The 22360-nt window shown below is 72.5% G+C and carries 22 protein-coding genes; 2 read left to right on the top strand and 20 right to left on the bottom strand.

Annotated features, from left to right (window positions below):
* Window positions 1-47 precede the first annotated feature (47 nt).
* The 6 genes from ACQ393_RS07870 to ACQ393_RS07845 all read right to left on the bottom strand — a co-directional run bounded on the left by ACQ393_RS07870 (window position 48) and on the right by ACQ393_RS07845 (window position 4511).
* The gene (locus ACQ393_RS07870) at window positions 48-884 is read right to left on the bottom strand and encodes an SseB family protein (protein ID WP_430646272.1); all 837 of its coding nucleotides are present in this window, start codon (window positions 882-884) and stop codon (window positions 48-50) included.
* A complete protein-coding gene (priA, locus tag ACQ393_RS07865) occupies window positions 868-1614 on the bottom strand; it encodes a bifunctional 1-(5-phosphoribosyl)-5-((5-phosphoribosylamino)methylideneamino)imidazole-4-carboxamide isomerase/phosphoribosylanthranilate isomerase PriA (protein WP_430646271.1) in 747 nt (248 codons plus the stop codon). Before priA ends, ACQ393_RS07870 begins: the two co-directional genes overlap by 17 nt.
* A 111-nt stretch (window positions 1615-1725) precedes the next feature.
* The gene (gene hisH / locus ACQ393_RS07860) at window positions 1726-2364 is read right to left on the bottom strand and encodes an imidazole glycerol phosphate synthase subunit HisH (RefSeq protein WP_430646270.1); all 639 of its coding nucleotides are present in this window, start codon (window positions 2362-2364) and stop codon (window positions 1726-1728) included.
* The gene (hisB, locus tag ACQ393_RS07855; RefSeq protein ID WP_430646269.1) at window positions 2361-2975 is read right to left on the bottom strand and encodes an imidazoleglycerol-phosphate dehydratase HisB; all 615 of its coding nucleotides are present in this window, start codon (window positions 2973-2975) and stop codon (window positions 2361-2363) included. The genes hisH and hisB overlap by 4 nt, the downstream gene beginning before the upstream one ends.
* Window positions 2976-3019: 44 nt before the next feature.
* Window positions 3020-4114 carry a histidinol-phosphate transaminase gene (locus tag ACQ393_RS07850; RefSeq protein ID WP_430646268.1) on the bottom strand — a complete coding sequence of 365 codons (1095 nt, stop codon included), beginning with the start codon at window positions 4112-4114 and terminating at the stop codon, window positions 3020-3022.
* Between the two features lie 58 nt (window positions 4115-4172).
* The gene (locus ACQ393_RS07845) at window positions 4173-4511 is read right to left on the bottom strand and encodes a LysM peptidoglycan-binding domain-containing protein (RefSeq protein WP_430646267.1); all 339 of its coding nucleotides are present in this window, start codon (window positions 4509-4511) and stop codon (window positions 4173-4175) included.
* 313 nt (window positions 4512-4824) lie between these two features.
* Here ACQ393_RS07845 and lexA point away from each other — a divergent pair, with 313 nt between their 5' ends.
* Complete coding sequence (gene lexA / locus ACQ393_RS07840; RefSeq protein ID WP_430646309.1) at window positions 4825-5502, top strand: transcriptional repressor LexA; 678 nt, start codon at window positions 4825-4827, stop codon at window positions 5500-5502.
* A 110-nt stretch (window positions 5503-5612) separates the two neighbouring features.
* Here lexA and metE read toward each other — a convergent pair whose 3' ends face one another.
* The 3 genes from metE to hflX form a co-directional block, all read right to left on the bottom strand.
* Window positions 5613-7952, bottom strand: coding sequence for a 5-methyltetrahydropteroyltriglutamate--homocysteine S-methyltransferase (gene metE, locus ACQ393_RS07835; protein ID WP_430646266.1), 2340 nt, complete (start codon window positions 7950-7952; stop codon window positions 5613-5615).
* Window positions 7949-8941 carry a methylenetetrahydrofolate reductase gene (locus ACQ393_RS07830; protein ID WP_430646265.1) on the bottom strand — a complete coding sequence of 331 codons (993 nt, stop codon included), beginning with the start codon at window positions 8939-8941 and terminating at the stop codon, window positions 7949-7951. Before ACQ393_RS07830 ends, metE begins: the two co-directional genes overlap by 4 nt.
* 242 nt (window positions 8942-9183) lie before the next feature.
* Window positions 9184-10710: a GTPase HflX gene (gene hflX, locus ACQ393_RS07825; protein WP_430646264.1), complete on the bottom strand. Its 1527-nt coding sequence runs from the start codon at window positions 10708-10710 to the stop codon at window positions 9184-9186.
* A gap of 43 nt (window positions 10711-10753) precedes the next feature.
* On the opposite strand from hflX, the gene ACQ393_RS07820 reads away from it, so the two are divergent.
* Window positions 10754-11365: a class I SAM-dependent methyltransferase gene (locus ACQ393_RS07820; protein ID WP_430646263.1), complete on the top strand. Its 612-nt coding sequence runs from the start codon at window positions 10754-10756 to the stop codon at window positions 11363-11365.
* A gap of 48 nt (window positions 11366-11413) precedes the next feature.
* Here ACQ393_RS07820 and dapF read toward each other — a convergent pair whose 3' ends face one another.
* The 11 genes from dapF to ACQ393_RS07765 all read right to left on the bottom strand — a co-directional run bounded on the left by dapF (window position 11414) and on the right by ACQ393_RS07765 (window position 22343).
* Window positions 11414-12295: a diaminopimelate epimerase gene (dapF, locus tag ACQ393_RS07815; protein ID WP_430646262.1), complete on the bottom strand. Its 882-nt coding sequence runs from the start codon at window positions 12293-12295 to the stop codon at window positions 11414-11416.
* Window positions 12296-12323: 28 nt separating this feature from the next.
* A complete protein-coding gene (gene miaA / locus ACQ393_RS07810) occupies window positions 12324-13244 on the bottom strand; it encodes a tRNA (adenosine(37)-N6)-dimethylallyltransferase MiaA (RefSeq protein ID WP_430646261.1) in 921 nt (306 codons plus the stop codon).
* Window position 13245: 1 nt separating this feature from the next.
* A complete protein-coding gene (gene miaB, locus ACQ393_RS07805; RefSeq protein ID WP_430646260.1) occupies window positions 13246-14856 on the bottom strand; it encodes a tRNA (N6-isopentenyl adenosine(37)-C2)-methylthiotransferase MiaB in 1611 nt (536 codons plus the stop codon).
* A gap of 23 nt (window positions 14857-14879) precedes the next feature.
* Entirely contained in the window at window positions 14880-15506 is a 627-nt protein-coding gene (locus ACQ393_RS07800; RefSeq protein ID WP_430646259.1) for a regulatory protein RecX, read from the bottom strand.
* A gap of 13 nt (window positions 15507-15519) precedes the next feature.
* Window positions 15520-16587: a recombinase RecA gene (gene recA / locus ACQ393_RS07795; protein ID WP_430646258.1), complete on the bottom strand. Its 1068-nt coding sequence runs from the start codon at window positions 16585-16587 to the stop codon at window positions 15520-15522.
* A gap of 279 nt (window positions 16588-16866) precedes the next feature.
* On the bottom strand, window positions 16867-17103 hold the full coding sequence (locus ACQ393_RS07790; protein WP_430646257.1) for a DUF3046 domain-containing protein: 237 nt from the start codon (window positions 17101-17103) through the stop codon (window positions 16867-16869).
* Between the two features lie 63 nt (window positions 17104-17166).
* Window positions 17167-17481 (bottom strand): helix-turn-helix domain-containing protein, encoded by a 315-nt coding sequence (locus ACQ393_RS07785; protein WP_430646256.1) that lies wholly within the window; start codon window positions 17479-17481, stop codon window positions 17167-17169.
* Window positions 17482-17645: 164 nt separating this feature from the next.
* Window positions 17646-18191: a CinA family protein gene (locus ACQ393_RS07780; RefSeq protein WP_430646308.1), complete on the bottom strand. Its 546-nt coding sequence runs from the start codon at window positions 18189-18191 to the stop codon at window positions 17646-17648.
* 11 nt (window positions 18192-18202) lie between these two features.
* A complete protein-coding gene (pgsA, locus tag ACQ393_RS07775) occupies window positions 18203-18805 on the bottom strand; it encodes a CDP-diacylglycerol--glycerol-3-phosphate 3-phosphatidyltransferase (protein WP_430646255.1) in 603 nt (200 codons plus the stop codon).
* A gap of 20 nt (window positions 18806-18825) precedes the next feature.
* Window positions 18826-21750 carry a DNA translocase FtsK 4TM domain-containing protein gene (locus ACQ393_RS07770; RefSeq protein ID WP_430646254.1) on the bottom strand — a complete coding sequence of 975 codons (2925 nt, stop codon included), beginning with the start codon at window positions 21748-21750 and terminating at the stop codon, window positions 18826-18828.
* 101 nt (window positions 21751-21851) lie between these two features.
* A complete protein-coding gene (locus ACQ393_RS07765; RefSeq protein WP_430646253.1) occupies window positions 21852-22343 on the bottom strand; it encodes an N-acetyltransferase family protein in 492 nt (163 codons plus the stop codon).
* Between the last annotated feature and the right edge of the window lie 17 nt (window positions 22344-22360).

Here is a 22360-nt window from a genome sequence, read left to right as displayed (position 1 = left end):
GCGCGTCGGCGCGCAGACCCGATCCTGCTCCGGACCGGCCGTCCCGGTCAACGCCCGGCCGCGTCCTCCCCGGCGGTGCCATCGCCCGCAGCGTCGTCGCCGGCCCCGTCCTCCCCGGCCACGAGCCTCACGGCGAGCGAGTCGACGCCCGTCGCGATCGCGTCGTCCGCAGCCCAGCGTCGTGCCAGGCGCGCGGTGGTCGCATCCAGCTCCGTCCGGGTCAATCCGGCGATGAGCCGGAGCCGCACCACGAGCTCCGGTCCCCGGAGCCTGGCGTCGGGATCGCCGGCGACGAGGTCGGCGCCGAGCACGGCGAGTTCGCCGCCGACGGATCGTTCGAACGCCGTTCGAACCGATTCCGACTCGGCCGGCGGCTGCCACGGCTGCTGCTGTGCGACGGCCCAGACCGCGGGCCGTCGCAGCACGAACTCGGTCGGCGAGCCTGGGTCGAGCACGACGAGCTCGGTGCCGTCGTCGGCGGCGGCGAGGGCGACCCGGACGCCGTCCGCCGGCACCGGCCGGGCGAGCGGGTTCCAGCGGGCCATCGCGTCGACCGAACCGAACACGGGCAGCACCCGCCGCCCGTCGGGGCCCTCGACCGTCACGATCGAGAGCTCCTGGCTCTTGTCGACGGCATGTCCGTGGGCGCCCACCTCGGTGCCGCCGTCGCCGAGCTCCGCGAGGAGCGGGATCAGCAGGCGCGCGGACCCGAACGCCGCGACGACGTCGGCCTGGCCGCCCTCGCCCGCACGGAACCGCGCGAGGGCGGCGCCGAGTGCCTCGGGCATCCGTCCGTCATCGGCCGCGTGCGGGTTCGCCTGGAACGACCGTCCTGCCCAGGGACGACCCGCGGAGTCTGCGGACGGGTCAGTGCGATGCGACATCCAGCGCCTCGGGCAGCGTGAACGCGCCCGCGTACAGCGCCTTGCCGATGATCGCGCCCTCGAGTCCGTGCGGCACGAGCTGGCGCAGCGCCGCGATGTCGTCGAGGCTCGAGACCCCGCCGGAGGCGATGACCGGGCGGCGCGTGCGCTCCATGATGCGCTGGAGCAGCTCGACGTTCGGGCCCTGGAGCGTGCCGTCCTTCGTGACGTCGGTCACGACGTAGCGAGCGGCGCCGGCCTCCTCGAGGCGGTCCATGACCTGCCAGAGGTCGCCGCCGTCCTTGGTCCAGCCGCGCGCGGCCAGCGTCGTGCCGCGGACGTCGAGGCCGATCGCGATGGCCTCGCCGTACTGCGCGATGACGGATGCCGCCCACTCCGGGTTCTCGAGGGCCGCGGTGCCGAGGTTGATGCGCTTCGCGCCGATCTCGAGGGCGTTCTCGAGCGACCGGTCGTCGCGGATGCCGCCCGAGAGCTCGACGTTCACACCGCGGACCTGGCGGATGACCTTCTTCAGGATCCCGGCGTTCGAACCGCGCCCGAAGGCGGCGTCGAGGTCGACGAGGTGGATCCACTCGGCGCCCTGGTCGGCCCAGTCGGCGGCCGCGTCGACCGGGTCGCCGTAGTTCGTCTCGGTCCCCGCCTCGCCCTGCGTCAGGCGGACCGCCTTGCCTCCCGCCACGTCGACTGCCGGAAGCAGCACCAGGCGGGGGGTCTTGCTGAACTCACTCATCACTGTCCTCGAATCGGATGCCGCGAACACGCGGCCTCGGCACAGTCACAGCATCCTAGTCCGCACCGGAACGCCGTGACGCATCGAAGGTCTCGGGAGGTCTCGCCGGGCTCAGCCGAGCGATCCGATCCAGTTCGAGAGCAGGCGGATGCCGGCCTCCGACGATTTCTCCGGGTGGAACTGGGTCGCCGACAGCGGGCCGTTCTCCACCGCGGCGAGGAAGCGACCGCCGTGCTCCGACCAGGTCAGCTTGGGCCGCGGGAAGGGCGGGATGACATCGAGGCTCCACGACTGCGCCCCGTACGAGTGCACGAAGTAGAAGCGCTCCTCCTCGAGCCCCGCGAAGAGCACCGAACCCTCGTCGGGCTGCACGGTGTTCCAGCCCATGTGCGGCAGCACCTCGCTCGGCAGCTCGGTGACGGCGCCCGGCCATTCGCCGAGGCCCTCGGTGTCGACGCCGCGCTCGACGCCGTGCTCGAACATGACCTGCATGCCCACGCAGATGCCGAGCACGGGCCGGCCGCCGGCCAGACGCCGGTCGATGAGCTCGTCGCCGCGGACCGCGCGCAGGCCGTCCATGACGGCGGCGAACGCACCGACGCCGGGGACGACGAGACCGTCGGCCTCCATGACGGTGCGCCGGTCGGCGGTGAGCTCGACCTCGGCTCCTGCGCGCTCGAGCGCCTTGACCGCCGAGTGCACGTTGCCGGAGCCGTAGTCGAGGACCGCGACCCGGCGGATCGCGGTCACAGGGCGCCCTTCGTCGAGGGGATGCCGCGCACGAGCGGGTCGAGCGCCTTCGCCTGCCGGAACGCCCGTGCGAACGCCTTGAACTCGGCCTCGGCGATGTGGTGCGGGTCACGGCCGCCGAGCACGGTGACGTGGACCGTGAGCCCGGCGTTGAACGTGATCGCCTCGAAGACGTGCCGGACCATCGAGCCCGTGAAGTGGCCGCCGATGAGGTGGTACTCGAAGCCGTCGGGCTCGCCGGTGTGCACGAGGTACGGGCGACCCGAGATGTCGACGACGGCCTGGGCGAGCGCCTCGTCCAGGGGGACGAGCGCATCGCCGTACCGGGAGATGCCGGTCTTGTCGCCGAGCGCGTCGCGGATGGCGCGCCCGAGCGCGATCCCCACATCCTCCACCGTGTGGTGCACGTCGATCTCGATGTCGCCCTTCGCACGGACGGTCAGGTCGGTGAGCGAGTGCTTGGCGAACGCGGTGAGCAGGTGGTCGTAGAACGGCACGGTCGTCTCGATATCGCTCGTGCCGGTGCCGTCGAGGTCGATCGAGAGGTCGATGCTCGACTCGCTGGTCTCGCGCTGCACGCGTGCGGTGCGCGCGGGCCGTTCGGTGCTCATGGGGTCATCCTATTCGGGGAGGCCGGTGGGGATTCCGGGTCGGATCAGGCGTTCGGGGCCGCCGACGGCGCGAACGACGCCATGGCCTCGAGGAACGCGGTGGTCTCGGCCTCGGTGCCCGCGGTGACGCGCAGGCAACCGGGCAGGCCGATCTCGCGGATCAGGATGCCGCGCTCGAGCAGCGCCTCGAACACGGCGTGCGGGTCGTCGACGCCGCCGAACAGGACGAAGTTCGCGCCGCTGCGATAGGGCCGGAATCCGAGCGCGGCGAGCTCCCGCGTGATCCGCTCGCGCTGCGCGCGGATCTCGCCGACCATCGCGAGCATCTCGTCGGCGTGCGCGAGGGCGCCGAGCGCGGCCGCCTGCGTGAGGGCGGACAGGTGATACGGCAGTCGGACGAGACGCAGGGCGTCGATGACCGCCGGGTCGGCGGCGAGGTAGCCCACTCGCGCGCCGGCGAAGGCGAAGGCCTTGCTCATGGTGCGCGACACCAGGAGCCGGGGTCGCCCTTCGAGCAGGGTCAGCGCGCTCGGCGTGCCGGGGTCGGCGAACTCCTGGTATGCCTCGTCGACGACGACCACGCCGCGCGCGGCGTCGACCACCGCGGCGATGGTCTCGAGCGACAGCGGCGTGCCCGTCGGGTTGTTCGGCGAGCAGAGCAGCACGATGTCGGGATCGTGGCGATCGATCGCGGCGACCGCGGTCTCGGGCGAGAGCTCGAAGTCGGCGTCGCGGTCGGCGGCGATCCACCCGGTGCCCGTGCCCGACGAGAGCAGGCCGTACATCGAGTAGGTCGGACCGAAGCCGAGCGCGGTGCGCCCGGGACCGCCGAACGCCTGCAGCACGTGCTGCAGCACCTCGTTCGACCCGTTGGCCGCCCAGAGCTGCTCGGGAACGAGGCCGTGCCCGAGGTACCGGGCCAGCGCCGTCCGCAGCTGCGTGAACTCGCGGTCCGGATAGCGGTTCAGGCCGATGATGGCGGCGGCGACCCGGGCGACGATGTCGTGCGCCACGTCCTCCGGGATCGGATGCGTGTTCTCGTTGACGTTGAGTGCGACCGGCACGACCTTCTGGGGAGCACCGTACGGGGTCTTGCCGCGAAGGTCATCACGGATGGGCAGGTCGTCGAGACTCGTCACCGATCAATGCTATCCGCGCGCTCCCCGTGTGTCGGCGTGCGGCGGCGACCGGGCGCGCTCACCGGGTCGCGGGGAGCACGAGCTCCTGGCCGGGCTGGACGACGGCGTCGTCGAGGCCGTTCAGGCGCATGATCTCGTAGATCACGTCACGTGGATCGGACGACGGGGCGATCGACTCGGCGATCGCCCAGAGCGTGTCGCCGGCGCCGACCTCGATCGTCTCGAACGCGGCCGCGGCCCGCCCGTCGTCGATACCGGCGACGGCACCGCCCGACGAGAGCACCCCGATGAGCACACCGAGCGCGACGGGAAGGGCGGCGAGGCCGGTGAGGACGACGCGGCCGCGCCGGGTGAGCCTGAGGCGCGTGCGCACGGTCGACGATCCGAACGCGGGCATCGTCTGAGCCGCTCCTGCGGCCCCCATCACCACTGCACTCATTCCGCACCTCCCGAGGCTCCAGCCCCGCATCCGGCCCTCGGCCGGGAGGACCGGATGCGAAGCTGTGTTCCGAATATATCTTCGAACATTCCACGCTGCAAGCACCGGAAGTGGGATTTCCGGACCTGGATATCGCGACACACTCGAACGGATGTTTGTCGGCCGGGTGCGAGACGGATACAGTTTCGAATGTCCGACGACAGTCGAACACCGACCACCGACATCCGGACCACGGCGGTCCCGACGAGAGGCGAGGCACGTGAGCATCGACATCGACCAGGCACGAGGCACGGGTGGCCGGTCCCGTCGGCGCAAGACGCTGAGCCCGAAGCAGGTCGCGATCCTCGAGGTCATCCGCGCGTCCGTCTCCGACCGCGGCTACCCGCCGAGCATGCGCGAGATCGGCGACGCCGTCGGCCTCTCGTCCCTCTCGAGCGTCACCCACCAGCTCAACCAGCTCGAGCTCGCCGGCTACCTCCGACGCGACCCGAATCGCCCGCGCGCACTCGAGATCCTGATCGACGTGCCCGGCTCCGAGCAGCGCCCGGCGTCGGTCGAGCCGGCTCCGGTCGGCGACGCCGCCATGGTCCCGATGGTCGGCCGCATCGCGGCCGGCGTGCCGATCACGGCCGAGCAGCAGGTCGAGGAGGTCTTCCCGCTCCCCCGTCAGCTCGTCGGCAAGGGCGAGCTGTTCATCCTCAAGGTCGTCGGCGACTCCATGATCGACGCCGCGATCTGCGACGGCGACTGGGTCGTCGTCCGATCCCAGAAGACGGCCGAGAACGGCGAGATCGTCGCGGCCATGCTCGACGGCGAGGCGACCGTCAAGGTCTTCCGCCAGCGCGACGGCCACACCTGGCTGCTCCCCCGCAACTCGGCCTTCGAGCCGATCCTCGGCGACGAGTCCGAGGTGCTCGGCAAGGTCGTCGCGGTGCTCCGCACCGTCTGATCGCCGAGCCGGCGAGCCCCGGTGCCGGCCCGCTTCGACCCAGCACACCCGCCGACGACGAGGGCGGATGCCGCGGGCTCACCCCGCGGCATCCGCCCTCGTGCGTCGGATCAGGCGGTCGCGACCGCGACCCCCTCGCGCACCGAGCGCGCCGCCTCGACGATGTTCGCGAGCGACGCGACCGTCTCGTCGTAGCCGCGGGTCTTCAGGCCGCAGTCCGGGTTCACCCAGAGCCGGCCCGCGGGCACGCCGTCGACAGCGCGCTCGAGGAGCGAGCGCACCTCCTCGACGCTCGGCACGCGCGGCGAGTGGATGTCGTAGACGCCGGGACCCACACCGTGGTCGAAGCCGCTCGCGGCCAGGTCGGCCACGACCTCCATGCGGCTGCGCGCCGCCTCGATCGAGGTGACGTCGGCGTCGAGCTCGCGGATCGCGTCGATCACGACGCCGAACTCCGAGTAGCAGAGGTGCGTGTGCACCTGCGTCGCCGGCGCAGCGCCCCCGGTGGCGAGGCGGAACGAGCCGACCGACCAGTCGAGGTACGCGGGCTGGTCGGCGAGCTTCAGCGGCAGCAGCTCGCGGAGCGCCGGCTCGTCGACCTGGATGATCCGGATTCCGGCGGCCTCGAGGTCGCCGATCTCGTCGCGGAGCGCCAGCGCCACCTGCCGGGCGGTGTCGCCGAGGGGCTGGTCGTCGCGCACGAACGACCACGCGAGGATGGTGACGGGCCCGGTCAGCATGCCCTTGACGGGCTTCTCCGAGAGCGACTGCGCGTATGCCGACCACTCCACGGTCATCGGCGCCGGACGCGAGACGTCGCCCCACAGGATCGACGGACGCGTGCAACGCGAGCCGTACGACTGCACCCAGCCGTGCTGCGTGACGGCGAACCCGTCGAGCAGCTCGGCGAAGTACTGCACCATGTCGTTGCGCTCGGGCTCGCCGTGCACGAGCACGTCGAGACCCAGGTCCTCCTGCAGGCGGACGACCCGCTCGATCTCCTCGCGCATGAGGTCGCGGTAGGCGGCATCCGTCAGCTCGCCCTTCACGAGGCGAGCGCGGGCGCGACGGATGTCGGCGGTCTGCGGGAACGAGCCGATCGTGGTGGTCGGCAGCGCCGGGAGCGCGAGGTCCTCCTGGGCGGCGACACGGTCGTCGTACGCGGCGCGCGCGAAGGCGCCCGCGTCGAGTGCGGCGAGCCGGTCCCGCACCTCCGGCACCCGAACACCGGTCGCGGCCGCGCGATCGGCGAGGGCAGCGGATGCCGCGTCGAGGTCGGTCGCGATGGCGTCGCGCCCCTCGGTGACGCCCCGCGCCAGCGTCGCGACCTGGGCGACCTTCTGGTCGGCGAACGCGAGCCAGCTCACCAGCCGCGGGTCGAGCGCGGTCTCGTCGTCGACGTCGTGCGGCACGTGCAGGAGCGAGGTCGAACTCGACACGGCGACCGTGCCGGAGACCGAGCGCAGCGCCTCGGCGCGCGCGAACGCCTGCTCCAGGTCGCCGCGCCAGATGTTGTGGCCGTCGACGACGCCCGCGACGAGCGTCTTCGCGGCGAGCGCCTCCTCCGTCACGGGGTCGAGCCGCTCCGGCAGGTCGCCGCGGACGAGGTCGAACCCGACCGCCTCGACGGGCGTGGCCGCGAGCGCAGGCAGGGCGTCGCCGAGGTCGCCGTACGGGGCGGCGACGAAGATCGCCGGACGCGCCTCGGCCGCGCCGAGGGCGTCGTAGGCGAGCGCGACCGCCTCGAGCACGCGATCGCGCGGCTCGTCGAGGCTCTCGCTCACGAGTCCCGGCTCGTCGAGCTGCACCCACTCGGCGCCGGCCTCGGCGAGCTCGCCGAGGATCGCGCGGTAGACCGGGACGAGGTCGGCGAGGCGGTCGAGCGGACGGAAGCCCTCGGGCGCGCCGTCCGCCGCCTTCGACAGCAGGAGGAACGTGACCGGGCCGACCAGCACCGGACGCGTGACGAACCCGGCCGCGCGCGCCTCGCGCACCTGCGCGACGAGCGCCTCGGCGTGCGCGGCGAACGCGGTGTCCGGCCCGATCTCCGGCACGAGGTAGTGGTAGTTCGAGTCGAACCACTTCGTCATCTCGAGCGGCGCGTCGGCGCCCTCGCCGCGGGCCACCGTGAAGGTGCCGGCGAGGTCGAGGCGTCCGTCGGCGCCCAGCAGCCGCTCGAAGCGGGTCGGGATCGCGCCCACGGCCACGGCCGCGTCGAGGACCTGGTCGTAGTTCGAGAAGCTCTCGGGGATCGCCGAGTCCGTCCGGCCGAGGCCGAGCTCGGCCAGCCGCTCGCGGGTCGCGGCGCGGAGGCCCGCCGCGATGCGTTCGAGCTCGGCGGCGTCGATCCGGCCGGCCCAGAACGCCTCGACGGCGTGCTTGAGCTCGCGGCGGCGCCCGATGCGCGGGTAGCCGAGGATCGTGCCGGTGGGGAAGGCGGGTGCGGTCATCGTTCTCTCGTGTTCCTCTCGGTGCCCGCGTGGGCGGGGGTGTTGGCGAGGCCGAGCCGTTCCAGGACGGCGAGGACGGCCTCGTGACGGTTGAAGGTGTACAGGTGCAGTCCGGGGGCGCCGCCCGCGAGGACGTCGGCGACGAGCTTCGCGGCGTGCGCGACGCCGAGTTCGAACTGGGCGTCCGCGTCGGGCTCGATCTCGAGGTCGATCGCGAGCTCGGCCGGCGCCGGGACGCCCGTGATCTGCTCCAGCCGCGCGAGCCGCGCCGGCGTCGTGACGGGCATGATGCCCGGCAGGATCGGGATGGTCACCCCGCCCGTCCGGGCGCGCTGCACGAACGACAGGTAGTCGTCGGCATGCCAGAACAGCTGCGTGATCGCGAGGTTCGCGCCCGCGACCTCCTTGGCGAGCAGCACGTCGACGTCCTGGTTCGACCCGCGCGAGCGCGGGTGCCCGCTCGGGAAGGCCGCCACGGCGACGCGCTCCGGGCGCGGACGCTCGCGGATGGCCGTGACCCCGGGCATGCCGGGGATGCGCGACCGCCCGAACGGCTCGCGTTCCTCCTGCACCCGGTGGATGAGCTGCACGAGCTCCGCGGCGCTGTGCAGGTCGCCGATCGCGTCCTCCGCGTCGGCGGTACCGGCCGGCGGGTCGCCGCGGAGCGCCAGGAAGCTCGTGACGCCCGCGTCGAGGAACTCCCGCACGAGCCGGTTCGCCTCGGCGTGGCTCGACCCGACGCAGGTGAGGTGCGCCATCGGCTCGACGCCCGTGTGCTCGAGCATGTACCGGAGCACGGTGAGCGAGCGGTCGCGGCTCGATCCGCCCGCGCCGAAGGTCACGGAGATGAACGCGGGGTCGACCTCGGCGAGCCGGTCGATGGTGCGGCCGAGCGCGATCGCCGCCGCGTCGGTCCGCGGCGGGAACAGCTCGAACGAGATCGGCACGCGCGGCCGGGCGGCGGCGCCGTCGGGCTGGGTTCCGGTCATGTCGCTCCAGGTGGCGAGCAGTCCCGGGGGTGGTCGAGTGCACGGCACGCCGCGCCCGACCGGCCGGAACGGCAGGTGGGTCTCGCGGGCGGGTGCCGGGCTCGGCGGTCGCTCCAGGCGGGCGACATCCGGCCGCTCGCCACGATCAGGTGCGACGATACGCTCGGGTGACCGGTTCCGCTCCCGGTGTTACGACGAGTGACCGGTGTGACGGCGAGTGACGCGGGTCGGGCGAGCGGATGCTACGCCAGCGCCTCCGCGCGGAACTCCTCGAGCTGCGCGGCCTGCTCGGGCGACGCGAGCGCCCGGATGCGCGTGCCGTCCTCGACGTACTCGGTCGACAGCACCCGGCCGCCCTCGTGGAGGGCGGAGACGACGTCGCCGCGGTCGTACGGCACGAGCAGGTCGACCTCGACGGCCGGGTCGGGGAGCATGCGGCCGATGGCGGCGAGCACCTCGGCCACGCCCTCGCCCGTGCGCGCCGACGCGAACACGGCGTTCGGCTCGAGGCCCTGCAGGACCAACCGGTCCTCGGGCGCGACCAGGTCGGCCTTGTTGAAGACCACCAGCTCGGGGATGTCGCGGGCGCCCACCTCGCCGATGACGTCGCGCACGGTCGCGATCTGCTGGGCGGGGTCGGGGTGCGCGGCGTCGACGACGTGCACGATCAGGTCGGCGTCGCCGACCTCCTCGAGCGTGGACCGGAACGCCTCGACGAGCTGGTGCGGCAGGTTCCGCACGAAGCCCACGGTGTCGGCGATCGTGTAGACGCGGCCGTCGGCCGTCGTGTTGCGGCGGACGGTCGCGTCGAGCGTGGCGAACAGCGCGTTCTCCACGAGCACGCCCGCACCGGTGATCCGGTTGAGCAGGCTCGACTTGCCCGCGTTCGTGTACCCGGCGATCGCCACCGACGGCACCGCGTTCCGCTTGCGGTTCGCACGCTTGGCGTCACGTGCGGGCTTCATGCCCGCGATCTGCCGACGGAGCTTCGCCATGCGCGAGTGGATGCGGCGTCGGTCGAGCTCGATCTTCGTCTCACCGGGACCGCGCGAGCCCATGCCGGCGCCCGCGCCGCCCACCTGGCCACCCGCCTGGCGGGACATCGACTCGCCCCAGCCGCGCAGGCGCGGGAGGAGGTACTCGAGCTGCGCGAGCTCGACCTGCGCCTTGCCCTCGCGGCTCTTCGCGTGCTGGCTGAAGATGTCGAGGATCACGGCGGTGCGGTCGATGACCTTGACCTTGACCGCGTCCTCCAGCGCGCGCCGCTGGCTCGGGGCGAGCTCGGTGTCGGCGACGACGGTGTCCGCGCCGAGCGCGGCGACCACGTGCCGCAGCTCCTCGGTCTTGCCGCGGCCGAGGTAGGTGCTCGGGTCGGGGTGCGGCCGACGCTGCAGCACGCCGTCGAGCACCCGCGCCCCCGCCGTCTCGGCGAGGGCCGCGAGCTCGCGCAGCGAGTTCTCCGCGTCCTCGAGCGAGCCCTGCGGGTACACGCCGATCAGCACGACGTTCTCGAGGCGCAGCTGCCGGTACTCGACCTCGGTGACGTCCTCGAGCTCGGTCGAGAGCCCGCCGACACGACGGAGGGCCGCACGCTCCTCACGGTCGTACTGCTCGCCGTCGAAGCCGTCCTCGGCTGCGCCGGCGAGGCCGGCGCGCTGGATCGAGGCGGCGTCGGACGCACCGAACCGGGACACGCCGGCTCGTGCGTCGGTGCTGCGCAGCACGCGCTCGACCGCGTCGTCGTTGGTCTCGGGTGCCGCGTCGTTCATCCTGTCCAGCCTACTTCCGTTCGCCTGCGATAGGTTTCCCCGTATGCCGCAGGAGCACTACTTCTCGTCCAAGCCCGCCGACCGGGCGGCGCTCCGGACCGTTCCCGTGCGACTCGCCGGCCGCGACGTCGAGGTGCAGACCGCCGGCGGCGTCTTCAGCCCCGACCACGTCGACCTCGGCACGCGCGTCCTGCTCGACGAGGTGCCCGACGCCCCGTCGATCGGCCACCTGCTCGACCTCGGCGCCGGGTGGGGTCCGATCGCGCTCACGCTCGGGCTCGAGTCGCCGGAGGCCACGGTCTGGGCGGTGGACGTGAACGAGCGGGCGCTCGACCTGGTCCGCCGCAATGCGCAGCGCCTGCACCTCGAGAACGTCAACGCCGTCGATCCCTCGGATGTTCCCGACGACGTCCGGTTCTCCGTGATCTGGTCGAACCCGCCCATCCGGATCGGCAAGGCCGAGCTGCACGCGCTGCTGCGGCACTGGCTCCCCCGGCTCGAGGTCGGCGCGACCGCGTGGCTCGTCGTGCAGAAGAACCTCGGCGCCGATTCGCTCCAGCGCTGGCTCGCCGACGACCTCGGCGCGGGATGGCGCGTGGATCGGGTGAGCACGTCGAAGGGCTTCCGCGTCCTCACCGTCACGCGCGAGACCTGAGCCGGCGAGGCACGTCGAGGCGACCGGTCGAAGCGGCGCCCCGCCGCGTCAGGGCAGGCTGAGCACGCCGTCGAAGACGAGCTCGCCCGGGCCGGTGAGCAGCACGTGCTCGCCGTCGGGTCGTCGTTCCATGCGGACGCCGAGCACGCCGCCCGGAACCTGCACGACCCACACGTCGGGTGCGCCCTCGCCGGCCCAGTGCCGCACGGCGAGCGCGGAGGCGACCGCTCCGGTGCCGCAGGAGAGCGTCTCCCCGGAGCCGCGTTCGTGGACGCGCATCCGGATCCGCCCGCGACCGTTCTCGACGAGCGGTTCGGCGGGCACCACGAACTCGACGTTCGCGCCGGCCTGGGGTTCTGGTTCGAGGATCGGCAGGTAGGCGAGGTCGAGGCCGTCGAGCTCGTCGTCGTCGGCGAGTGCGACCACGACGTGCGGGTTGCCGACGTCGATGCCCAGCCCGGGCCGGGCGACGCCGAGGTTCTTGGCGCGCACGAGCGGCTCGCCGCCGTCGAGGCGCCACAGGCCGAGGTCGGCCTCGAATCCGGCGCCGGTCACGCGGACCCGGCGCACGCCCGCCCGGGTGCCGATCGCGATCCACTCGTCGCCGTCGGCCGCGATGAGGCCCTGGTCGACGAGGTAGCGGACGAAGACCCGGATGCCGTTGCCGCACATCTCGGAGATGCTCCCGTCGGCGTTCCAGTAGTCCATGAACCACGTCGCCTGCGGGTCCTCGGCCAGCGCCGCGCCGCCGTCGGCGAGCCGCTCCGAGCGGACGGCCCGGATCAGCCCGTCGGCGCCGACGCCGAAGCGGCGATCGCACACCGCGGCGATCTGGGTCGGCGAGAGCTCGTGCTCACCCTCGGGGTCGCTGAACAGCACGAAGTCGTTGCCCGTGCCCTGGCCCTTGGTGAAGCGCAGATCGAACGCCATCGCACCAGTCTAGGGAGCGCGGCGAGCCTCAGACGCCGTCGGCCTGCCGCGCCACCTCGGCGGCCACGGCCTCCGGATCGAGGGCGTCGACGACGGATGCCGCGGCGTACCGCTTGAACCACCCGACCTGCCGTCGGGCGTACGTCCGGGTCAGCGCCTGCGTCTCCGCGATGGCGTCGGCCTCCGACATCCGCCCCTGCAGTTGCGCGAGCGCCTGCGCGTAGCCGATGGCCTTGCGCGCGGTGACCCCTCGCTCCAGGCCGGCGGGCACCAGCCCGCGCACCTCGTCGAGGAGCCCTTCGGCCCACATGCCCGCGGCGCGGGCGTCGAGACGTGCGACGAGCGTCGCGCGCTCGGCGCGGAGGTGCACGATGCGGTGCGGCCGCCACGGCACGGGTTCGTCCGGCAGGCGCGCGGCCTTCGGCTCCCCGGTGAGCTCGATGACCTCCAGCGCGCGCACGATGCGACGCCCGTTCTGCGGATCGACGCTCGCGGCGGTCTCCGCATCGAGCTCGCGCAGGCGGCGGTGCAGCAGCCCCGGACCGACCTCCTCGAGCTCGTCCTCGAGGCGCGCGCGGATCGCGGCATCCGTCCCGGGGAACCGGAGGTCGTGGATCACGCTCGAGACGTACAGCCCGGAGCCTCCGGCGAGGATCGCGACCCCGCCGCGCGCCGCGATGTCGTCGACGACATCGCGGGCCTCGGCCTGGTAGGCGGCGACGGATGCGTCGTCGGTCACGTCGAGCACGTCGAGCAGGTGGTGCGGCACGCCCTCGCGCTCATGGACGGGAAGCTTGGCGGTGCCGATGTCCATGCCCCGGTAGAGCTGCATGGCGTCGGCGTTGACGACCTCGGCACGACCGCCCCGGGCGGCGATCGCGTGGGCGAGGTCGAGCGCGAAGCGCGACTTGCCTGTGCCCGTGGCACCGACGACCGCGATCAGCGTCACGTCAGCGCTGGCCGTCGGCGGGGTCGTAGATCGGCATGGTGCCGACGCCGGGGCTCGTGAGCGGCTCGCCGCCGATGCGCAGCGACGGCAGGCCGAGCGAGACGCGACCCCCGGCGGATGCCGCGGCGGCGCCGGGCGCGGCCGGAACCCCGCAGCTCTCGGCCTGCGCACGGTCCCAGGCGTCGCCCGCTCGCGTGCGACGGATGCGCAGCGGCGCGCCGTCGACCGAGTCGGCGAGGAGGTGGAACGGCGCCGCCTGCGTGATCTCGACCGAGACGACGTCGCCGGGTCGCGGCAGGTCGGAGCCCGCGGGCACCTCGAAGTGCACGAGCCGGCTGTCTTCCCCACGACCGCTCAGGCGGTGCGTCTCGGCGTCCTTCTTTCCCTCGCCCGTGGAGACGAGCACTTCGACGGCCGTGCCGACGAGCTTCTGGTTCTCCTCCCAGGAGATGCGCTCCTGGAGCGCGATGAGGCGCTCGTAGCGCTCCTGCACGACCTCCTTCGGCACCTGGTCGGCCATAGTCGCCGCGGGCGTGCCCGGGCGGATGGAGTACTGGAAGGTGAACGCCGACGCGAACCGTGCGGCCTCGACGACGCGGAGGGTCTCCTGGAAGTCCTCCTCGGTCTCGCCGGGGAAGCCGACGATGATGTCGGTCGAGATCGCGGCGTTCGGGATCTTCGCGCGCACGCGGTCGAGGATGCCGAGGAACTTCTCGGACCGGTACGAACGGCGCATCGCCTTGAGGATCCGATCGGAGCCCGACTGCAGGGGCATGTGCAACTGCGGCATCACGTTCGGCGTCTCGGCCATCGCGTCGATGACGTCGTCGGTGAACGCCGCGGGGTGCGGGCTCGTGAACCGGATGCGCTCGAGGCCGTCGATGCCGCCCGCCGCGCGGAGCAGCTTGCCGAACGCCTGACGGTCGCCGAACTCGACGCCGTAGGAGTTCACGTTCTGGCCGAGGAGCGTGACCTCGACGGCGCCGTCGTCGACGAGCGCCTGCACCTCGGCGAGGATGTCGCCGGGCCGACGGTCCTTCTCCTTGCCGCGGAGCGCGGGCACGATGCAGAACGTGCACGTGTTGTTGCAGCCGACCGAGATCGAGACCCAGCCGGAGTAGGTCGAGTCGCGCTTGGTCGGCAGTGTCGACGGGAACACCTCGAGCGCGTCGAGGATCTCGAGCTGCGCCTCGTCGTTGTGGCGCGCACGCTCGAGCAGGCTCGGCAGCGATCCCATGTTGTGCGTGCCGAAGACGACGTCGACCCAGGGCGCCTTCTCGAGGATGACGTTCTTGTCCTTCTGGGCGAGGCAGCCGCCGACGGCGATCTGCATGCCCGTATGCCGGCGCTTGACCCCGGCGAGGTGGCCGAGGTTGCCGTACAGCTTGTTGTCGGCGTTCTCGCGCACCGCGCACGTGTTGATCACGACGATGTCGGGCTCGGCGCCGTCGGCCGGGACGTAGCCGGCCGCCTCGAGCGACCCGCTGAGGCGCTCGGAATCGTGCACGTTCATCTGGCACCCGAAGGTGCGGACCTCGTAGGTGCGGGGCGCGGCCGTCTCGGCGGCGAGGGGCTCCGCGGCCGCGGGCATCGCCTCGTGAATGGTGCTCATGATCGCACCAGTCTACGATCCGATCACTCGGGCTCAGCGTCGTCGAGCGCGGCGGCCACAGCGCGACGGACGAGCTCGCTGCCGTACCCGCGTCGCATGAGGAACGCCGACAGGCGCCGTTCCGCGACGTGCCGATCGAGCCCGGCCAGTTGCCGGGCGCGGCGTTCGGCGATCAGGAGCGCGTGCTCGAACTCGACGTCGGGATCGAGGGTGTCGACCGCCTCTCGCGCGAGCTCGTCGTCGATCCCCCGGCGCCCCAGCTCGTGGAGCAGTGCGCCGCTCCCCCGGCCGCGCCGGACGCCGTGGCTGTGGACGAGCTGCTCCGCGAGCCGACGGTCGTCGAGGTAGCCGAGCCGCTGGTAGCGCTCGATCCACTCCTCGACCTCGCCCTCGTCGAGCCCGTGCTCGACGAGGGTCGAGCGGACCTCGGACACCGAGAGCGACGAGCGACGCAACCGGGAGACGATCAGCCGGTCGATGCGATCGTCTCGCTCGGGGCCGGTCTCGGGCTCCTCGACCAGGACCTGCTCGGGCGCGGCACGCACCGCGGATCCCGCCCCACGCCGGGCGGCCCCGTCGGATTCCTCCGACCGGGCCACCCACGGCAGGTAGGTGACCGGCGCGAGTCGCTCGTTCCGCTGATCGGTCATCGGAACCGCCGACTCAGGCGCCCTTGCGCTTCGCCGCGAGCGACTCGACGTTCGACGGTGCGGCGGCCGCCGGCGCAGCGCCGACCTGGCCGATGCCGAGCTTCGCGAGGATCTTCTTCTCGATGTCGGCGGCGATGTCGGGGTTCTGGATGAGGAAGTTGCGGGCGTTCTCCTTGCCCTGGCCGAGCTGGTCGCCGTCGTAGGTGTACCAGGCGCCGGACTTCTTCACGATGCCCTGGTCGACGCCGTAGTCGATGAGGCTGCCCTCACGGGAGATGCCGACGCCGTAGAGGATGTCGAACTCGGCCTGCTTGAAGGGCGGGGCCATCTTGTTCTTGACCACCTTCACGCGCGTGCGGTTGCCGACCGCCTCGGAGCCGTCCTTCAGGGTCTCGATGCGGCGGATGTCGAGGCGCACCGACGCGTAGAACTTCAGCGCCTTGCCGCCCGCGGTCGTCTCGGGGCTGCCGAAGAACACGCCGATCTTCTCGCGGAGCTGGTTGATGAAGATCGCCGTCGTCTTGGTCTGGTTGAGGCCACCGGTGAGCTTGCGGAGGGCCTGCGACATGAGGCGGGCCTGGAGGCCGACGTGCGAGTCGCCCATCTCGCCCTCGATCTCGGCGCGGGGCACGAGGGCCGCGACGGAGTCGATGACGACGAGGTCGATGGACCCCGAGCGGATCAGCATGTCGGCGATCTCGAGCGCCTGCTCACCCGTGTCGGGCTGCGAGACGAGCAGCGAGTCGATGTCGACGCCGAGCTTCTTCGCGTACTCGGGGTCGAGCGCGTGCTCCGCGTCGATGAACGCCGCGATGCCGCCCGCCCGCTGCACGTTCGCGATCGCGTGGAGGGTCAGGGTCGTCTTACCCGACGACTCGGGGCCGTAGATCTCGATGATGCGGCCGCGCGGCAGGCCGCCGACGCCGAGCGCGACGTCGAGTGCGATCGAACCGGTGGGGATGATCTCGACCGGTGCGCGCTCCTCGCTGCCGAGGCGCATCACCGACCCCTTGCCGAACTGGCGGTCGATCTGGGCGAGTGCGGTCTCGAGGGCCTTCTCGCGGTCTGCGGGTGATGGCATCGGTGCTCCTTCGTGGTGGTGACGGCTGCCTCTAGGCTGTCGTTCCGCGTGCCGGGCCGTGACCCGGCACGTCTCGCGACAAGGCGGTTGCGGTGTGTTCCGACGCCTCCGACCGTACGGCCGGCCACCGACATCCGCGGCCCGAAGGCTCCGGCTGTGGATGGACGCGTCGTCCCTCCTGCTGGTGAGGAGCCTAACGCAGCACCCGAACGGATGTTCGACACGCCCTTCGGCGTGTCGAACGCGTCTTCGGATGCATCCGGGGCCGCGTCCGACGGTCTACCGGAGGGGCCGCTCCCCCGGCTCGGGACGGCCCACGCCGTGACGACGCTCCTCCGGGACATCCGTCGCCGCGCAGAGCGCCGACCAGACGTCGCGCGGCGCGAGGCCGGCCGCGAGCGCCTCGCGAGCGGTGCGGTTGCCGAGCTCGACGAGCACGAGGTCGTTCACCACGACGTCCCCATACCCCGGGCCGAACTCCTGCTCGACCGCCAGTGCGAACTCACTGCGTTTCACCGATGTCCTCCGCAACGTGCGAACGGCCGGTCCCCAGGACCGGCCGTTCGCGTGGATCGTGGATCAGCGGACCATCATGTCCGCGTCGAACTCCGCCACCAGCTCGTCGGGGAGGCTGTCGGGCACCGACGGGGTGTTGAGCCCCTCGAGCACCGCGATGCGGTCGCCGACCTCGTGCATGATCACGGAGATGGGAGTGTCGAGCGCGTCCGCGACGGACGCGAGGATCTCGCTCGAGGCCTCCTTCTGGCCGCGCTCCACCTCGCTGAGGTAGCCGAGCGCGACACTCGCCTTGCTGGCGACCTGGCGGAGGGTCCGGCCCTTCTGCAGGCGGAAGTCCCTCAGCACGTCGCCGATCTCCTGTCGAACCAGAACCATCGGAACCTCCCTCGTCTCACCTGCGAACCCCGACCGGGGCCGGTACGGGGAGGTCAGTCTAGCGCCTCATCCCGTTCACCGAGCCTACCCGTGGTCACTGGTGTTTTGCTCTGAACCCGACACCTGTAACAGGGTCTTCATACGGGGTATTCCCGCAGGGCCCATCAGTCCGAGACGGATGCCGCGTCCAGCGCGTCGAGCTCCGCCAGGGCCTCCGCGAGCGCTCGCACCACCGCGCCCCGGCGCACCGCGCCCCGATCGCCGCGGACCCGGAGCTCGACGGCGCGCGCGCCGCGCGCCGACGCGATGCCGACGTACACGAGCCCGGGCGGATGGCCTCCCTGCGGGTCGGGGCCCGCGACGCCCGTCGTGGCGAGCCCGAGGTCGGCGGCGCGGCCGTCGACCGCGCATCGCGCCCGCACGCCCTCGGCGAGCTGCCGTGCGACCTCGGCATCGACCGGCCCCCGCTCGGCGAGCAGGCGCGCGTCGACCCCCACCAGCGAGTGCTTCAGCTCGGTCGCGTACGCGACGACGCCGCCGAGCAGGGCGTTCGACGCGCCGGGGACGTCGACGATCGCCGCGGACAGCAGCCCGCCCGTGAGCGACTCGGCGCAGGCGACCGTCCGGCCGCCCGCGCGCAGCCGCGCGACGAGGCGGTCGGCGAGCTCGTCGGCGCGGGCCGGATCCGCATCACGCGCGGCAGGAGGCATCCGCTCGTCGGTCACCGGGACTCGGCACGGTGCTCGCGCGCGAGGCGGATCGCGTCGCGCACGTAGAGCAGGCCGGACCACACCGTGAGGACGAGCGCCGCCGCCATGAACGCCCAGTTGACCCAGAAGACCCAATCGCCGAGGAACGTCCAGAGCGGGGTCAGGAACAGCGAGATCGCGATCGCCTGCGTGAAGGTCTTCGCCTTGCCGCCCGACGACGCCGGGACGACCGTGCCGCGGCGGAGCTCGACGAGGCGCCAGACCGTGATGCCGACCTCGCGGACGACGATGAGGATCGTCACCCACCACCACAGCTCGCCGAGGATGGACAGGCACACGAGCGCGCCGCTCGTCAGGAGCTTGTCGGCGATCGGGTCGAGGATCTTGCCGAGGTCGGTGACGAGCCCGCGCGAGCGCGCGAGGTGACCGTCGACCCAGTCGGTCGAGATCGCCACGATGAAGATGACCGCCGCCCACCAGCGCAACGGACCGTCGGCGCCGCCGTCGGCGAGCAGGAGCCAGAAGAAGATCGGCGCCATGACGATCCGGACGACCGTGATCGCGTTCGGCAGGTTCCAGTTCGACGAACGGCCACGGCCGTCGGGTGCGGTCATGGGTTCAGCCTAGCCGTCGGTCAGTCGCGGCCGGTGAGGCCCCAGGCGTCCTCGTCGCCGTCGGCCTCGACCTCCTCGAGCCCGTCGGGGATGCGGCCGACCGGGTCGTCGTACCGGTCGTCGACGTCGCCGTCGGCGGCGCCCGAGCCGGTCGCGCCGGTCGTGGCCGGGGCGGCCCCGACGGGTGCGGCAGCCGGGGCGGCCGCGGCGGGCGGGGCGGATGCCGCGGGCGGCGCCGGCTCCTCGCCGCGCAGCTTCGCGAGCACGCCCGGCAGCTGCTCGGGCGTCACGAGCACGTCGCGCGCCTTGGACCCCTCGGACGGGCCGACGATCTCGCGCGACTCGAGGAGGTCCATGAGGCGACCCGCCTTGGCGAAGCCGACGCGGAGCTTGCGCTGCAGCATGGACGTGGACCCGAACTGCGTGGAGACCACGAGCTCCGCCGCCGCGAGCAGCAGTTCGAGGTCGTCGCCGATGTCGGAGTCGATCTCCTTCTTCTCGACGGCCGCCTCGACGTCCTTGCGGTACTCGGGGCGGGCCTGGCGCGTCACGTGCGTCACGACGCGGTCGATCTCGGTCTCGGTGACCCACGCGCCCTGCACGCGGATCGGCTTGGATGCGCCCATGGGCAGGAACAGCGCGTCGCCCTGGCCGATGAGCTTGTCGGCGCCCGGCTGGTCGAGGATGACGCGGGAGTCCGTGACGCTCGTGACCGCGAAGGCGAGCCGTGACGGCACGTTCGCCTTGATGAGGCCCGTCACGACGTCGACCGAGGGCCGCTGCGTCGCGAGCACGAGGTGGATGCCCGACGCGCGGGCGAGCTGCGTGATGCGAACGATCGAGTCCTCGACGTCGCGCGGGGCCACCATCATGAGGTCGGCGAGCTCGTCGACCACGACGAGCAGGTACGGGTACGGCTTGAGCTTGCGCTCGCTGCCCGCGGGCAGCTTGATCTCGTCGTTGATCACCGCCGCATTGAAGTCGTCGATGTGGCGGAACCCGAACGACGCGAGGTCGTCGTACCGCATGTCCATCTCCTTCACGACCCACTGCAGCGCCTCGGCGGCCTTCTTGGGGTTCGTGATGATCGGCGTGATCAGGTGCGGCACGCCCGCGTAGGGCGCGAGCTCGACGCGCTTCGGGTCGATGAGCACCATCCGCACCTCGGAGGGCTTGGCGCGCATCAGCAGGCTCGTGATCATCGAGTTCACGAAGCTCGACTTGCCCGACCCGGTCGAACCGGCGACCAGCAGGTGCGGCATCTTCGCGAGGTTCGCGACCACGTAGCCGCCGCCGACGTCCTTGCCCACGCCGATCGTCATCGGGTGCTTCGCGTTCACCGCGGCGCCCGAGCGCAGGACGTCGCCGAGGGTGACCGTCTCGCGGTCGGCGTTCGGGATCTCGACGCCGATCGCGGACTTGCCGGGGATCGGCGAGAGGATGCGCACCTCGTTCGACGCGACCGCGTACGACAGGTTCTTCGACAGCGCGGTCACGCGCTCGACCTTGACGCCCGGCCCGAGCTCGATCTCGTACTGCGTCACCGTCGGCCCGCGCGAGAAGCCGGTGACCTTCGCGTCGACGCCGAACTGCTCGAGCACGCCCGTGATCTGGCGCACGACCTCGTCGTTCACCGCCGAGCGGGTCTTCGCCGGCGCCCCCGCCGCGAGGGTCGAGGACGACGGCAGGTGGTACGGCCGGTCGGGCAGCTCGTCGGCGCCCTCGTCCACGGATGCCGCGGCCCCGCCCTCCGGCGCCGCGGCGCCCGCCGCCGCACCGGGCACGGGTGCGGCCCCGGCGGGAGCGATGACCTCGGTGGCGCCGGCGTCGTCGCCGCGGAGGCCCGTGCCGCTTCCGGCCACCTCGCCCGTGAACCGCTGCAGGGCGGACTCCGCACGCTCGAGGTCGTCGATGACGCCCGCCCCGTACGGGTCGGCCGGTCGCACGCCCTCGAGCGGCGTCTCGAAGCTCCCCGCCGCGGACCCCTCGCCGAACACCTCCGTGATGCCGTCGGCACCCGCGTCGGCGAACTCGGGGTCTTCCTCGCGGTTCGAGGCGTTCCGGCGCCACCAGGGCAGCATGCCGCCGGAGGGCGCCTCCTCGTCGTCGATCCCGTCGAGCTCGACCTGTTGCGCGCGCTCGGCCTTCGACCGGCGCTTGGGCTTGGACTCGACGTCCGCGTTCGACGCGGCCGCGGCATCCGCTTCGCCCTCGATCGCGCCGAACAGCCACGTGTACAGCTCGCGGAAGCGCTGCGGGATGCGGTTCGGCGGCGTCTTGGTGAGGATCAGCAGCGACAGCAGCACCAGGAGCACGAGCACGATGCCCGCACCCACCTCGGTGATGAGGAGGATGAGCGGCTGCGCGAGCATCCAGCCGAGGATGCCGCCGGCACCGGCGAGCACCGGCATGCCCTCGCTGGGCGAGGGCTGCCCGCCGAAGAGGTGGCAGAGCCCCGAGACGGTGATGAGCAGCATCCCGAGGCCGATGCCGATGCGCGTGTTGTCGTGCACCGAACTCGGGTGCCGGAACAGCCAGACGGCGAACATGAGCATCACGACGGGCAGCGCGAACGCCACGCGGCCGAACAGGCCCCCGAACGTGTAGGCGTCGAGGGTCTGGGCCACGGGGTCGTTGATGAAGAACCACTCGACGATCGCACCGGACACGGCGAGCAGGACGAGGAAGAAGGGCAGGCCGTCGCGGCGCTCCTCCTTGGCGAGCGTCTCGGGGCCGAGCGCACGGGCCGCGCCGCCCGTGAGGTGGGCGAGCCCCATCCAGGCTCGGACGAGGACCCCCGGGCCGTCGGACTTCTGGGATGCGCTGCGCGCCGCGCGCGTCGACGAACGCTGCGCCGGCAGCTTCTTGGTGGGCGCGGTGCGCGTCGACGAGCCGCGCCCGGACGCGCCGGAGGCGCGACCGTTCGACCTGGTGCTCGTAGCCATGCGCTCCACGTTACGGCCCCGCTGCGACACGACCCGGCAGGCCGGTCGAGTGTCGGCGCAGTCGGGGCGGCCGACCGGCGCCCTCCGGCGGGCGGTCGCGGTCAGCGCAGGAGCCGCACCATGGTGTCGCGTCCGTCGGCCGACGCGATCACCGAGAACCCCTCGGACCGGTACAGCTCGTGCGCGAAGTTGCCGTGCTCGACGGAGAGCGCGAGCCGCGCATAGCCGCCCGCGCGGGCGTCCTCCGTCAACGCGCGGAGGAGCGCACGTCCGAGGCCCTGCGCGCGCCACAGCGGCGTCACCCCGATGATGAGCTCGGGGACGCCGGTCGCGACGAACCCCATCGATGGCCGGTCGGCGCCGAACAGGCGGTACCAGGCGGCGCCCACCGGGCGCCCCTCGGGGTCGAGGGCGACGACGCCGCGATCGGCGGGTCGCTGCCACCCCGAGATGTAGGCGGCGTGCACGGCGTCGGCCAGGATGACCGGGCGCGGGCGCGTCGCATCCGCTCGCCAGTTCGCCGCCTCGACGACCATGTCGGCGAGGAAGCCGCCGTCCGCGGGGAGCGCGGACCTGATCGTGAAGGCCGCCATGGACGGAGGGTACGCGC

This window comes from Agromyces sp. GXS1127 (assembly GCF_050565425.1).
Taxonomy (GTDB): Bacteria; Actinomycetota; Actinomycetes; order Actinomycetales; family Microbacteriaceae; genus Agromyces.
The sequence above is the reverse complement of the archived record's forward strand: the minus strand, read 5'-3'. Positions and strand labels throughout refer to the sequence as shown.